Source organism: Paraburkholderia sp. USG1 (assembly GCF_031570135.1).
Lineage (GTDB): Bacteria > Pseudomonadota > Gammaproteobacteria > Burkholderiales > Burkholderiaceae > Paraburkholderia > Paraburkholderia dioscoreae.
This window is the reverse complement of record NZ_JAMWXW010000041.1, coordinates 1-13,104: the sequence shown is the minus strand read 5'-3', so window position 1 is coordinate 13,104 and position 13,104 is coordinate 1. Positions and strand designations below refer to the sequence as shown.

General features: G+C 52.5%; 11 protein-coding genes and 1 pseudogene. 11 read left to right on the top strand and 1 reads right to left on the bottom strand.

Features of this window, described 5'->3' with window-relative positions; genetic code table 11:
- The 11 genes from NE850_RS35170 (at position 1) to NE850_RS35120 (ending at position 12,414) form a co-directional block, all read left to right on the top strand.
- Positions 1-1,881 (top strand): nucleoside-diphosphate sugar epimerase/dehydratase, encoded by a 1,881-nt coding sequence (locus NE850_RS35170; protein WP_310700055.1) that lies wholly within the window; start codon positions 1-3, stop codon positions 1,879-1,881.
- A 549-nt stretch (positions 1,882-2,430) separates the two neighbouring features.
- Positions 2,431-3,882: a hypothetical protein gene (locus NE850_RS35165; protein ID WP_310700054.1), complete on the top strand. Its 1,452-nt coding sequence runs from the start codon at positions 2,431-2,433 to the stop codon at positions 3,880-3,882.
- A gap of 19 nt (positions 3,883-3,901) precedes the next feature.
- Positions 3,902-5,011 carry a DegT/DnrJ/EryC1/StrS family aminotransferase gene (locus tag NE850_RS35160; RefSeq protein WP_310700053.1) on the top strand — a complete coding sequence of 370 codons (1,110 nt, stop codon included), beginning with the start codon at positions 3,902-3,904 and terminating at the stop codon, positions 5,009-5,011.
- Entirely contained in the window at positions 5,011-5,760 is a 750-nt protein-coding gene (locus tag NE850_RS35155) for an SAM-dependent methyltransferase (protein WP_310700052.1), read from the top strand. The genes NE850_RS35160 and NE850_RS35155 overlap by 1 nt, the downstream gene beginning before the upstream one ends.
- Positions 5,761-5,770: 10 nt before the next feature.
- Positions 5,771-6,451 (top strand): acetyltransferase, encoded by a 681-nt coding sequence (locus NE850_RS35150; protein WP_310700051.1) that lies wholly within the window; start codon positions 5,771-5,773, stop codon positions 6,449-6,451.
- A gap of 1 nt (position 6,452) precedes the next feature.
- Entirely contained in the window at positions 6,453-7,376 is a 924-nt protein-coding gene (locus NE850_RS35145) for a hypothetical protein (protein ID WP_310700050.1), read from the top strand.
- Positions 7,373-8,326 carry a GNAT family N-acetyltransferase gene (locus NE850_RS35140; protein ID WP_310700049.1) on the top strand — a complete coding sequence of 318 codons (954 nt, stop codon included), beginning with the start codon at positions 7,373-7,375 and terminating at the stop codon, positions 8,324-8,326. The genes NE850_RS35145 and NE850_RS35140 overlap by 4 nt, the downstream gene beginning before the upstream one ends.
- Positions 8,326-9,255, top strand: a complete 930-nt coding sequence (locus NE850_RS35135) for a glycosyltransferase family 2 protein (RefSeq protein WP_310700048.1) — start codon at positions 8,326-8,328, stop codon at positions 9,253-9,255. The genes NE850_RS35140 and NE850_RS35135 overlap by 1 nt, the downstream gene beginning before the upstream one ends.
- The gene (locus NE850_RS35130; protein WP_310700047.1) at positions 9,239-9,628 is read left to right on the top strand and encodes a GtrA family protein; all 390 of its coding nucleotides are present in this window, start codon (positions 9,239-9,241) and stop codon (positions 9,626-9,628) included. Before NE850_RS35135 ends, NE850_RS35130 begins: the two co-directional genes overlap by 17 nt.
- Positions 9,621-10,049 (top strand): FdtA/QdtA family cupin domain-containing protein, encoded by a 429-nt coding sequence (locus NE850_RS35125; protein WP_310700046.1) that lies wholly within the window; start codon positions 9,621-9,623, stop codon positions 10,047-10,049. The genes NE850_RS35130 and NE850_RS35125 overlap by 8 nt, the downstream gene beginning before the upstream one ends.
- 241 nt (positions 10,050-10,290) lie before the next feature.
- Positions 10,291-12,414, top strand: a complete 2,124-nt coding sequence (locus NE850_RS35120; RefSeq protein ID WP_310700088.1) for a phosphocholine-specific phospholipase C — start codon at positions 10,291-10,293, stop codon at positions 12,412-12,414.
- Between the two features lie 315 nt (positions 12,415-12,729).
- On the opposite strand, the pseudogene NE850_RS39565 reads toward NE850_RS35120, so the two are convergent.
- Positions 12,730-12,978 (bottom strand): annotated as a pseudogene (locus NE850_RS39565) (glycosyltransferase family 9 protein); the annotation flags it as partial.
- Between the last annotated feature and the right edge of the window lie 126 nt (positions 12,979-13,104).

Sequence of the window (13,104 nt, the reverse complement as noted above, 5' to 3'; positions counted from 1 at the left end):
ATGCTTAGAAACAAGGCCACCTGGCTGTCTTTCAGCGCTTTCCTTTTTGATTTATGCGCGGTCTCCGCTGCTTGGTTGGTCGCGTACATCATTCGCTTTAACGGACTGGTCCCGGCAGACTTCCGGGTCGGTGCGATGCACTCGCTTATCTGGGTTCTGCCTACATACGGCATCATGTTCCGCATTTTCGGCTTGTACCGCGGCATGTGGGTCTTTGCGAGCTTGCCGGATCTCGTCCGTATATCGAAAGCAGTCACCGCTGGGGCGTTTGTCTCCATGGTTGTTTCGGTACTGGTCCAACCTATGCCGATCGTGCCGCGCTCCGTGCTTGTGGTCTCGCCGTTATTCCTGTTTCTCGCGATGGGTGGGTCACGCGCGCTGTACCGTGCGACCAAAGAGTTCTATTTATATGGTGGGCTCGTCGGGCAGGGTAAGCCGGTAGTGGTGCTCGGCGCGGGCAGCGCGGGCGCGAGTCTCGCGCGGGAGCTGTCGCGTTCGAGCGAATGGCGTTTGGTGGGCTTGCTCGACGACGATGTCTCCAAGCACGGGCGCGAAATTTACGGCTACAAGGTGCTCGGCTCGATAGGGGAATTGCCGCGATTGGCTGAGTCTCTGAAGACCGACTACGCGATTATCGCCATTCCTTCCGCCACGGTGGATGTGCAGCGGCGCGTTGCGACGCTATGTGTTCGTGCTGGCGTTCGGGCGCTCGTGCTGCCTGCGCTAGCGGACGTTACGCAAGGCCAGGCGTTTCTTTCGCGCGTGCGGCAAATCGATCTCGAAGATTTGCTGGGCCGCGATCCGGTTAATATCGATACGCCCCATGTAGAGGCACTGCTGCATGACCGCGTAGTGATGGTCACGGGCGCCGGCGGATCCATCGGTTCCGAATTGTGCCGGCAGATCTTGCGCTTCCAGCCGGCTCAGCTGATCGCCTACGATCTGTCCGAATATGCTATCTATCGTCTTACCGAAGAGTTGCACGAGCGGTTTTCCGGCTTGTCGGTCATCCCAGTCATCGGCGACGCCAAAGACTCGTTGCTACTCGATCAGGTGATGTCGCGCCATACGCCTCACATCGTGTTCCATGCGGCCGCGTATAAACACGTTCCGCTGATGGAAGAACAGAACGCATGGCAGGCCGTGCGTAATAACGTGCTTGGCACCTATCGGGTGGGTCGCGCTGCGATTCGTCACGATGTGAAGCATTTCGTGCTGATCTCGACCGACAAGGCGGTTAATCCGACCAATGTTATGGGTGCCAGCAAACGTCTTGCGGAAATGGCGTGTCAGGCCTTGCAGCAGACAAGTTCTCGCACACAGTTCGAGATAGTTCGGTTTGGAAACGTACTCGGTAGCGCCGGAAGCGTGATCCCAAAGTTCCAGCAGCAAATTGCGAAGGGCGGCCCAGTGACCGTGACGCACCCCGAGATAACGCGCTTCTTCATGACCATCCCAGAAGCGTCACAGCTTGTGCTACAAGCATCGAGCATGGGACATGGCGGCGAGATTTTCATTCTTGACATGGGCGAGCCGGTGAAGATCGTCGACTTGGCTCGTGACCTGATTCGCCTGTATGGCTTTGGCGAGGAGCAGATACGGATTGTTTTTACAGGTCTGCGGCCGGGCGAAAAGCTCTATGAAGAACTGCTGGCTTGCGACGAGACGACGACGCGCACGCCACATACCAAATTGCGGACCGCGCGTGCACGCGAAGTGTCGGACGATCTATTGGACAAATTGCTGCCGTGGCTTATGCAGCATCGCGTTTTAAGCGATGATGAAGTACGTCGCGATCTGCGCCGCTGGGTGCCGGAATATCAGCCGGCAGGCGCCCCTGCGCTGCGTAGTGTGACGGCGGCCGGGCCGCGAGCTTCCTAGAACGGGGATGTCAGGCTCCGATCGCTGCAAACCCGAAAAAAGCGCTATTCGGCGCTTTTTTATTGTCGCTTGGCTTTTCTCGAAGGCCGTCCAGCTCGGGACTTGAAGCCGACAATACTCAACCGTTCACAGCGACGTTCAAGCGCAGTTCGATGCGTTTGATCTGTCTTAAGCGGCAACGGAAAAGCGCCATACAACCATGAGCGCGCTCGGCACAATCACTGAGAAGGGCGACGCTTATCGGTGCCATTTGGCAGGCTTCGTGGAGATTAGCAAAGCTCAGACGAAGATTTTGAACTGCTAAGGGGGAAGGAACTTTTCGAGGCGCGGTCTGAAATGCGTTCCGGCCCACAGTCCGCCTTGTCGGGGTTTGATGCCATGAGACAATAGCGCCGTTCAAAGGATCTCCACCTAGCCGACTCGCCCTCCTGATCAGAATTTATGCAGACGTTTTCAAAAAGTCAGCCATCTTCGATAGTTTTCGCATTTCTGCTCTCATGTTTGGTCGTTCTTGCGCAGTTTATCTGGCAAGGACACACTGGCTTCAGCATGGCTGACGAAGGATATCTTTGGTATGGCTCACAGCGCACGCTGCTCGGAGATATTCCTATACGCGATTTCAGGGCCTACGACCCCGGGCGCTACTATTGGTGCGCGGCACTGATGAAAGCTGTGCGTAACAACGGGATCATGGCCGTGCGTGCAGCAGTCGCTGTATTCCAAGTTTTAGGCTTGGCTACCGGCATTCTCGTGATCGCCCGAGGATCCAAGGCGAGCATTCCCCTTTGTCTTATCACCGCGGTGATTCTCGCTTTGTGGATGTTTCCGCGCCACAAGCTGTTCGACATTACCCTTTCGCTTTGGTTGGTCGGCGCATTGACTTACCTCGTGGCGAGTCCTTCAACACTGCGCTATCTGTTACTGGGTGCAATCGTGGGGCTCGCCGCAGTGTTTGGACGTAATCATGGCGTTTACGGAGTTGCAGGTAGTCTGCTTGGAATGGCATACCTTGCGATCGATCGGGAGGGTCGCCGGAGCGTTGTCCAAGGCATTCTGGTTTGGTGTGTAGGTGTTTTCATCGGCTACCTTCCAGTCCTGTTAATGCTCCTCGTCGTGCCAGGCTTCTCGCATGCTTTTTGGGCCGACATCCTGTTCCTGATCGGCATTAAAACGACCAATCTTCCACTGCCCGTGCCTTGGCCTTGGGACGTCTCATTGCATGACCGTGCGCGGATCTGGGTGTTTCGTGATCTGATGGTTGGCGCAGCCTTCCTCCTGCTCCCTTTGTGTGGCGTACTTGTGATTGCCTATCTGGCGGTTTCGCGATTTTTGCACCGCGCGGTTTCGCCGGCACTCGTTGCGTCTGGATGCTTTATCCTGCCCTATGCGCACTATGCGTTTTCACGAGCCGATATCGGTCACCTTGCGCTCGGAATATTTCCGCTGTTGCTTTCAATGCTTGCGTTGGCTGCCGCGGTCCCTTCAACAATAAAATGGGGCTTTGCAGGATTATTGCTGATAGCAAGCACGGTGATCATGCTACCTGTCCATCCGGGATGGCAGTGCCATGAATCCGGTGACTGCCTCGAAGTCGATGTCGCGGGTGATAAACTGCTGTTAGATCAGGGCACTGCTTCAGATGTGACGTTGCTGCAAAGGCTCGATCATGATTTCGCTTCTGGCGGTAAGAGCATTGTTGCAACTCCGTTTTGGCCCGGAGCATATCCTCTCCTAGAACACAAGTCACCAGTCTGGGAGATTTATGCGCTCTCGCCGTATCGAAACGTAGATTTCCAGCGCGACGAAATCGCGCGGATAGTTGCCGCATCCCCCGGTTTCGTCATCGTCGTAGATGCCGCGTTAGATGGGCGCGACGAATTGCGTTTTCACAACACGCACCCTTTGATGGCGCGGTTTTTCTCAGAACGTTTCGACCGGGTACTAGGCTACTCCGACAATCCGGACTATTGGATATTTAAGAGCAAGTCTGCTGCGAAATGAACCGGAGGCTCCTAGGTAGATGAAGAATATTCCCCTATTCCGTTATCCTGCGGACGACGAATTGCATGCGCAGATCCGTGATGCAGTAATGCAGGTCGTCGATTCAAATTGGTATGTCTTGGGTACGCAAGTTTCGTCATTTGAAAGTGAATTCGCCGCCGCTACTGGCGTAGAGCACTGTATTTCGGTCGCAAATGGTACAGACGCGCTGGAAATTGCGCTGCGCTCGGTTGGTGTTGTTGCTGGCGATCGCGTTGGCCTCGTCGCGAACGCGGGGTTTTACGGAAGTACGGCCGTTCATTTGATAGGGGCTGTGCCAACATACTGCGACGTCTCCGAGCTGTCGCTAAATATGGCGATTGATGAAGCGTCCAAAGTACTTGCTACCCGACCCAAAGCTATCGTCGTGACGCACCTGTACGGACGGTTGGCCGAAATAGAGCAGATCGTTGATCTTGCAACGCGGGAAGGTGTTCCAGTTATTGAGGATTGCGCTCAGAGCCACGGCGCTACGCGTGCCGGGCGTCAGGCGGGCTCTTTCGGCGCTGCTGGCTGTTTCAGCTTCTATCCAACAAAGAATTTGGGTGCGATTGGCGACGGTGGCGCTATTGTCACAAATGACGGGAAGCTTGCTGACAGACTTCGGCAAATCCGCCAGTACGGCTGGACCTCCAAATATCGAAATGAAGTTTCGGGCGGACGGAACAGCCGGCTTGACGAGATTCAGGCTGCAGTTCTGCGTGTAAAACTGCGATATCTTGGTGGCCATAACGAACAACGTCGCCAAATTGCTCGTCGTTATAACAGTGCGTTCGCGAACTTACCGCTGCGATGTCCTTTGGACTTTGGGGAAGATTCGGTCGCGCATCTGTATGTCTTGCGGGTCGCACAGCGCGACGCGTTCCGCGCATTTCTTGGCCAGCGCGGGATTGCGACAGATATCCACTACCCGATCGCCGATCATTTGCAGGTGGCCTATCGGTCAAGCCAAGCGGCCGGCGCGCTGCCTGTTACAGAGCAAGTGTGTGAGACAGTGGTTTCGTTGCCATGCTTCCCTGGTCTCCGAGAGCAGGAGATTGACCGAGTCGTAAATGCGGTTCGACAGTATTTCGAAGAGGAGGTGACCTGATGTCGTCGCCCAACCGTTTTGCAAACATCGGATTCGATGATTTCCGTCGCTTAGCGACGGATGAGTCATTGTCTAACTACGAGCGCATCGGATTTCCCGATTCTTACAGGGACGGCTTTGAGTTGGCAATTTTCGCCGACATCAGACGCAAGTTGACCAATCTCGAGTCGAGCGGGGCCAACGTGCTCGATATCGGCCCTGGATGCAGTGATTTGCCCGCAATGCTAATCGATCTGTGTAATGACAAGTCACATCAACTCGTCTTGGTCGACAGCGCCGAAATGCTTGATCGACTACCGAATGCGCCATTTGTCACGAAAGTTGCCGCGAGATACCCCGATTGCCCAGAGCTGATCGGCAATCACCAAGGCCTTTTGGACGCCATTCTTTGCTACAGCGTGCTGCAGTATGTTGTGACCGACGGCTCTGTATTTGGCTTTTTAGATAGTGCCCTGTCATTGCTCGCGCCCGGTGGTCAGATGCTGATAGGCGATATCCCGAATGTTTCGAAACGCAAACGTTTCTTTTCCAGTGCCGCCGGTGTTCAGTTTCACAAGCAGTTTATGCAAACAACCGAATCTCCGGATATCGCATTTAATCAATTGGAGCACGGGCAAATCGATGACGCTGTCGTCTTTTCTCTGCTTCAGCGGGCCCGGTTAGCTGGCTTTGATGCGTACGTGATGCCACAGGATCCGGCGCTCCCAATGGGTAATCGGCGCGAAGACATCTTGATCGTCCGTCCGTGAGGGAGTTGTCATGATTAAGACAAAGCGTCTCGTTATACTTGGGGACAGCGCGTTCGCGGAAGTAGCCTATGAGTGTTTTACACACGACTCGGAGTATGAGGTCGTTGGGTTCAGCGTGGAGTCGGGGTACATCAAGCGAAATTCATTGTTCGGATTGCCGGTGGTGCCCTTCGAGACGATTGAGGATAATTTCTGTCCTCGTGATGTGTCGTTCTATGCGGCGCTGGTTTACACCCAACTTAATCGCTTGCGCACGCGTTTGTATCTGGCGGCTAAAGCAAAGGGTTACGCGCCCGCGTGTTACGTTAGTAGAGGCGCGTTCGTTTGGCCGAACGCAAAGATTGGAGAGCATTGCTTTATTTTCGAGGACAATACGGTTCAGCCATTCGTCGAGATTGGCGATAACGTTGTATTGTGGAGCGGGAATCATATCGGTCATCACAGCGTGATTCACGATAACTGCTTTGTGTCCTCGCACGTCGTAATCTCCGGATTCTGTACCGTTGGTGAGAACACTTTTATTGGTGTCAACGCAACTCTTGCAAACAACGTAAATATCGGCCGAGACAACTGGATCGGGCCGGCCGTGACAATATCGCAGGGGACTGCAGACGGCAGTTTGTTCAAGCCGCCACAAGCGGAACTCGCACGCGTCTCTGCTCGCCGCTTTTTTAAACTCCCGGAGGACTGATATGCGCTGGGAAAAACGCGGCATCGTCTGGGCTCCTGATGGAAGTAGGGAATGGGCTCGCTCGCACGCAATGGGCCCAACACCCGTAATAATGGGGGGTGACGTCATCCGAGTTTTTGTCAGTTGCCTTGACGAATTGGGGCGAGCACGACCTGGCTATGTTGATCTATCAGCGAGCGATCCCACGAAAGTGCTTGATGTTTGCGAGCAACCATTGCTTGATATTGGGGAGCCGGGGGCATTCGACGATAATGGATTGATGGCGACTTGTGTATGCCGCACTGCGTCGGGTCAACTTTTCATGTATTACGCTGGGTTCGAACTTTGTACGCATATTCGCTACAGAATCTTCACTGGTGTCGCGATAAGCGTCGATAGCGGTGTTTCATTTCATCGGTACAGCAAAGCCCCCGTTCTGGACCGATCTGACGAGGAATTGTATTTTCGTTGTGGACCGTTCGTGATGCTTGACGATGGCGTCTTCAAGCTTTGGTACATTGCCGGCAGCGATTGGGTGACGATCGACGGTAAGGCCATGCCCAAATACGAATTGCGCTATCAGGAGTCTACCGACGGAATTCACTGGCGGCCCGGTGGGGCTGTCTCAATGGCGATTACGGGCGAAGACGAGCATGGCTTTGGTCGCCCGTGGGTGATCAAGCGTGGTCCGGAAGACTATCAATTGTTTTATTCAATTCGCAGGCGTTCGTGTGCCGCTTACCGATTGGGTTACGCGGAATCAACCGACGGCGTGCATTGGATTCGAAAGGATGAAGAGATGGGTCTCGACGTCGAACCCGGTGGATTCGATTCCTCGGCAATGATGTATTCGGCGGTGATATCGGTAGAAGGGCGCACCTATTGTTTTTACAACGGGAATAACTTTGGGCAGGATGGCTTTGGTGTCGCGGAGTTAATTTCATGACAATAGAAATCGTCCCGTACAGTGAAGATCTTGCCCCGGCGTGGGATGAATTTTGTTCGCCAGCAATGAATGCGACTTTTTTACACACTCGGCGCTTCCTTGCTTACCACGGCAATCGGTTCGAGGACGTGTCGCTGATAATGATGGAAGCGGGGAGCATCGTTGGGGTGATGCCTGCGGCTTTCGTTGGCGAAAACCGGCATGTCGTCGTCAGTCATCCTGGATTAACCTACGGTGGTGTCGTACATCAAGGGCGGCTGTCGGGCACACGAATGATTGACGCCATTGGCGCGGTGCGCACCTACTACGCGGCGCAAGGCTGCACCAAGCTAATTTACAAGGCAGTCCCGTACATTTACAGTGATATGCCCGCGCAAGGGGATTTATATGCATTGTTCAGATACGGTGCGTTACGAACTCGCTGTGACCTTGCTTGCACTATAGATCTGAATCATCGCCTCCCGATGAGCGAGCGTCGCCGTCGCGGATTGAAGAAAGCGACTGAAGTCGTGACGCTCGCGGACGATCCAGCCAATCTGCAGGAGTTATGGACTGTTCTGGAGCAGAATCTCGCACGCAAGCACGCTGCTCAGCCGGTTCACTCTCTGGTCGAGCTTAAATCGTTGCTTAATCTGTTTCCGAAAGAGATTCAAATTCGATGTGCGCGCATAAACGGTTGCGTCGAAGCCGGAGCGGTTTTCTTTAATTCGCGAGGCGCTTGGCACGCACAGTACATCGCGTCCAGTGAGCGCGGCTATCAAGTGTCGGCGCTTGATGCTGTGTTCGATAGCGCCATCCGTGAGGCCGCGGAAGCAGGGGTGCGTTATTTTGACTTCGGCACCAGCAATGAAGAAGGCGGGGCGGTACTCAACGATGGTTTATACCGTTTCAAACAAGAGTTTGGCGGGGGCGGCGTGGCCCATGAATTCTATGAGTTGGATCTTGCGTAATGTACGAGAAAAAACTTTCGGTTGTCGTTCCAGTATATTTCAATGAAGGCAGTCTGCCGAAGCTATTTGACGAACTGCTTGCTTTGGAACAGAAGCTTTTTGAGCGCTCGGTGGCGCTTGAATTGATTTTCGTCGACGATGGATCAAAAGATGGATCATTGACCCGCTTACTCGAATTCAAGGCGCTCCGCCCAGATGTGAAGCTTATTAAGCTGACCCGCAATTTTGGAGCGGTGCATTGCTCTAAAACTGGTTTCAAATTCGTAACTGGTGACGCGTTCATGATCGTCGCTGCGGATTTGCAAGACCCGCCAAGTCTTCTCGTTGAGATGGTTGATCGATGGCTTGCAGGTTCGAAATTTGTGATCTGTGAGCGTTTGACGCGCCAAGACCCCTTGCTGTCAAAAGTTTACTCGAAAATATATTACAGGCTGTTGCGCATATTTGTGTTACGCGATTTTCCGATCGGTGGATACGATATGGCGTTAATGGATAAGGCGTTCCTGCCCCATCTGATAAATAGCTCAAAAAGTGTTTTTACGCCGATTCTCGCGTATTGGCTTGGATACACACCTGAAGTCATTAAATATCATCGAGCTGCGCGAGAGCATGGGAAGTCGCGGTGGACGTTCTCAAAAAAGGTTAACGCGTTACTTGACGTTTTTCTAGGCTTCTCTATCTCGCCAATCAGAGCGATCTCAGCAGTTGGTGCTCTCGTATCACTAGGTAGTTTTTTGTACGGAATCAGTGTGGTAGTTGGGGCGATTTTGGGCCATGTCCCGGTTCAAGGGTTTCCGACAATCGTCGCCCTTATCACCTTTCTTCAAGGATTGATGATCCTCATGTTAGGCGTGATTGGTGAATATCTTTGGAGGATTTTTGATGAAACAAACCGGAGACCGGAGACTGTTATTGAAGAGGTTTTTTAATTTTTCTGGAATGCGTTTCATTGTGGCGGGCGGGGTGAATACGGCGTTCACGTACTTTATTTACTACGGTCTGGTGCGGGTGTTTGAGTATCGCGTGGCTTATACGATATCATTTATTGTTGGGCTTTTGTTTGGTTACTTCATGAACGTTTTATGGGTTTTCAAGGAAAAGCCAGGTGTTAAGTCGGCTATGACGTACCCCTTAGCTGTTGCTTTGCAATACTTTCTGGGAATCGGCTTGCTATCAGTCCTAGTGGAATTGGGAGGTGTTGGGGAAAAGGTGGCCCCAATTTTTGTTGCCGCGCTCATGTTTCCTATTATGTATCTCATTATGAGATTGATTTTTTATCGATCGGCGGCAAAAAATGGCTAAAAGATCTGTACACGACTGCAAGATCTTGGATTTGCCCAAAGTGACGGATCCAAGAGGCAATTTGACCTTTATCGAAGGCGAAAAACATGTACCGTTTGAGATAAAACGGGTCTTCTTCTTGTACGATGTGCCAACCGAAGAGGGGCGTGGAGCTCATGCGCACAAGACTTTGCACCAATTCCTAGTCTGCTTGTCGGGCAGTTTCGACGTTCAGTTGGATGACGGAGAGAATCGCACAAGCGTGCACTTGAATCGGCCTTGGAGGGGCCTGCATATTCCTCCGATGGTTTGGGCCGCCGAAGCAAATTTCGATGCGGGCTCGGTTTGTCTGGTGCTTGCGTCCGACGTTTTTAACGAATCGGACTACATTCGTAATTACGATGATTTTATGCGTTATGTAAATGAGTTGCGGAAAATATAGTGTCTGTACGTCGTGATGGTGTGATATTTATTTTATAAAAATATTTGGGACCAACGAGCTGATCATGCGGATTGTTTTGGAAATTTTCTTCGGAATTGAAAAGTAAGTTCGCCATGTGACTGCTATTTGACTCGTAAAATTAAATTTTTGCCTATCTGTCGGATTGTGCTAAAAAAGTCATAATGCCGTTTTTAAGGGGCGAATTTGATTCGATTTTTTTGGGGGCGGCAGCGTAAAAAAAATTAATCGGCGTAAATTCATTTCGCTAATGGTGGGGGCTGGCGGAGCTGCGCTTGGTGCGGTGCCGCAGAGTATTCGGCGCGTGTTTTCGCTTCCGGCAAATAATCAAACTGGCACGATCAAAGATATTAAGCACGTGGTAATATTGATGCAGGAAAATCGCTCTTTCGACCACTATTTTGGTGCAATGCGTAGAGTACGAGGTTTCGGCGATCTGACACCAATACCATTGGCAAGCGGAAAATCGGTGTGGTATCAATCAGATGGCATTCGAGAGATTCTTCCCTTCAGGCTGGATAAGAGGGTTATGAATGCTGCCTTTATTCCGAATCTGCCACATACTTTTCCTGATGCTCAAGCCGTATGGAATCAGGGAAGTTTTGGCTATTGGCCGAAATTCAAAAAGTCCACGTCTATGGGGTATTACACGCGAGAAGAGTTGCCATTTCAATATGCACTCGCTGATGCGTTTGCGGTGTGCGATGCATATCATTGCTCTGTGCAGGCGGGGACTACCGTAAATAGAATTGCATTTATGTCGGGTTCAAACTGCGATCCAGATGTAAGGGGCGCGGGGGTTAACTGCGACGATTCAAATGCTGAAATATTAAACCATCGTAGCGACGCGGTTGGCAAATGGCCAATACCTGGTTTCACCTATAGTGACAATCCGTTCAACTGGAAAACGATACCAGAAGTACTTGAGGAAGCCGGCGTAAGTTGGAAGTTCTATCAAGATCCAAATGACGGCTGGCTGGGGGCGATGAATGGCTGTTTGGCGTTTAGAAGCTTCCGTACTGCCAAAGCCGGAACTTCAATTTGCGAGAATGGAATGAATTTACATTCCATCGACGAACTCGCTAACGATGTTCAGAACAACTCATTGCCGTCGGTAAGCTGGATTTTTCCTGACCCGCAGCATTCAGAACATCCGGCGAAATCGACGCCATACCGTGGAGGAGCGTTCATTGAACGCATACTTGCTGCCCTGAGCGCCGATTCGGACAGCTGGAGTAAGACGGCGTTCTTTTTGATGTTTGATGAAAACGACGGACTATTTGATCACGTACCACCTCCCGCAGTACCGTCATACAATCCGGACGGTAGCCTTGCCGGAGCATCGACTATTAGTGTCGACGGCCTGTATTGCGACGCCAATAAACCGAAGTATCTTGATCCTAGAGATACTGCGAGCGGGCGATTGCGACCATGGGGGTTGGGTCCTCGGGTGCCCATGTACATTGTGTCTCCGTGGTCGAAGGGAGGCTGGGTAAATTCCCAAGTGTTCGACCATACTTCGATGGGGCAGTTTCTCGAAAAACGCTTTGACGTGACAATTCCGGGCATTAGCGCGTGGCACCGCGCTGTGTGCGGAGACCTGACGTCTGCGTTCGACTTCGTTAGCCCGAACGATCCCAAGTTGCCGGTGATACCGAAGGCGTCTGACTTTTTATCAGTCGAGGCGAAATCGGCAGCTTTGCCCGCAGTTGCTCCGCCTTCCACCGCAGCCAGATTGTTCCAGGAGCGCGGTGCCCGATATTCCCGTGCGTTACCCTATGAGCTTTCGGTGAACCAGATTCGTGGACCAGACGGATATGTTGTCCTTGAATTTGTCAATTCAGGGCGGCAAGGCGTTGTGTTTCACTTATACGATCGAAAACATCTCGATAAAATTCCTCGGCGTTATACTGTTGAGACAGGGAAGCGTCTGGTAGACGATTATTGGAACCCGAGGAAGACTGATAATGGCGCCTATGATCTTTGGGTTTATGCGCCAAATGGATTTCTTCGGGTTTTTCAGGGCGATGTGAATTCAATTGACGGTGCAGAATTGGATATTCGGATAGCGGCTGAAATGACGGATCCGTTGATTAAATTGACTGTTCTAAACGTAGGGAGGCAACCGGCTGATATAGAGGTGTTTGAAAACGCCTATCGGCAGGGCGGTCCGAGGAAATTTCGGGCGGAGCCAGACATTAGCGCGGAACAGACGTGGCATGTTGCCGCGACAGGGTATTGGTACGACTTGACGCTCGTGGCTGGGGATTTTAAGCATCGGTTCGCTGGGCGAATTGAGACCGGACGGCCGAGTTTTAGCGACCCAGCCATGGGCCTAGACTTATAAGGCGATGAGTACGGAAGTCGGCTAAGAATTGTGCGTGCGAGAGTCTCTTCGCGCAGCGGCGAGGCCCGCTTGTGTTGTCACATGCGTAAAAAAGGCGCCTCGTGAACTACACTCCAAAGGTTGGATCGGTGACCAACATTGCGGAGTCAAGTCTCCGCTGCGTTTTTATACGGACGCTCTACGAGCGCCGCTGGGAGATCGTAACCTGCTACAGGGAAGACTTTTCGTGCGTACACGCTAACTGATTCGTGCGTGCCCTTGGCGGCGCGGTGTCCCGCGGACTTGCCCCCAGCGCGCCGTCCGTTCCAGCCTCGTTTACCGCAGCAACTCGCGACAATAATCAATCACCTCGCTGGCGATTCTTTCGATCGGAACGCTGTCGATATCCCGCTCAGCGAAAACGGTCCGTAACGTCGATTGGGAATGGAGTCGCCACTCAGGTTTGATTTGACAGAAGATCGCAACGCCAGGCTTTCCGAGAGCTGCAGCAATATGCATAAGCCCTCCATCCGCGCCAATAAAAAAGGAACTCTGCTTTATCAACTCGGCCGCCGCGGTGATATGTAAGCGGCCGGCAAACCCATCTTAACGAATTGAACTAGCGGGTAGGATCCGCTGGCTGCCAGCGATGGGGCAGCAAGGCTGCGATATCGTTAGCCTGGTGGGATGGCAGTCGCGTCAGGACGTCTT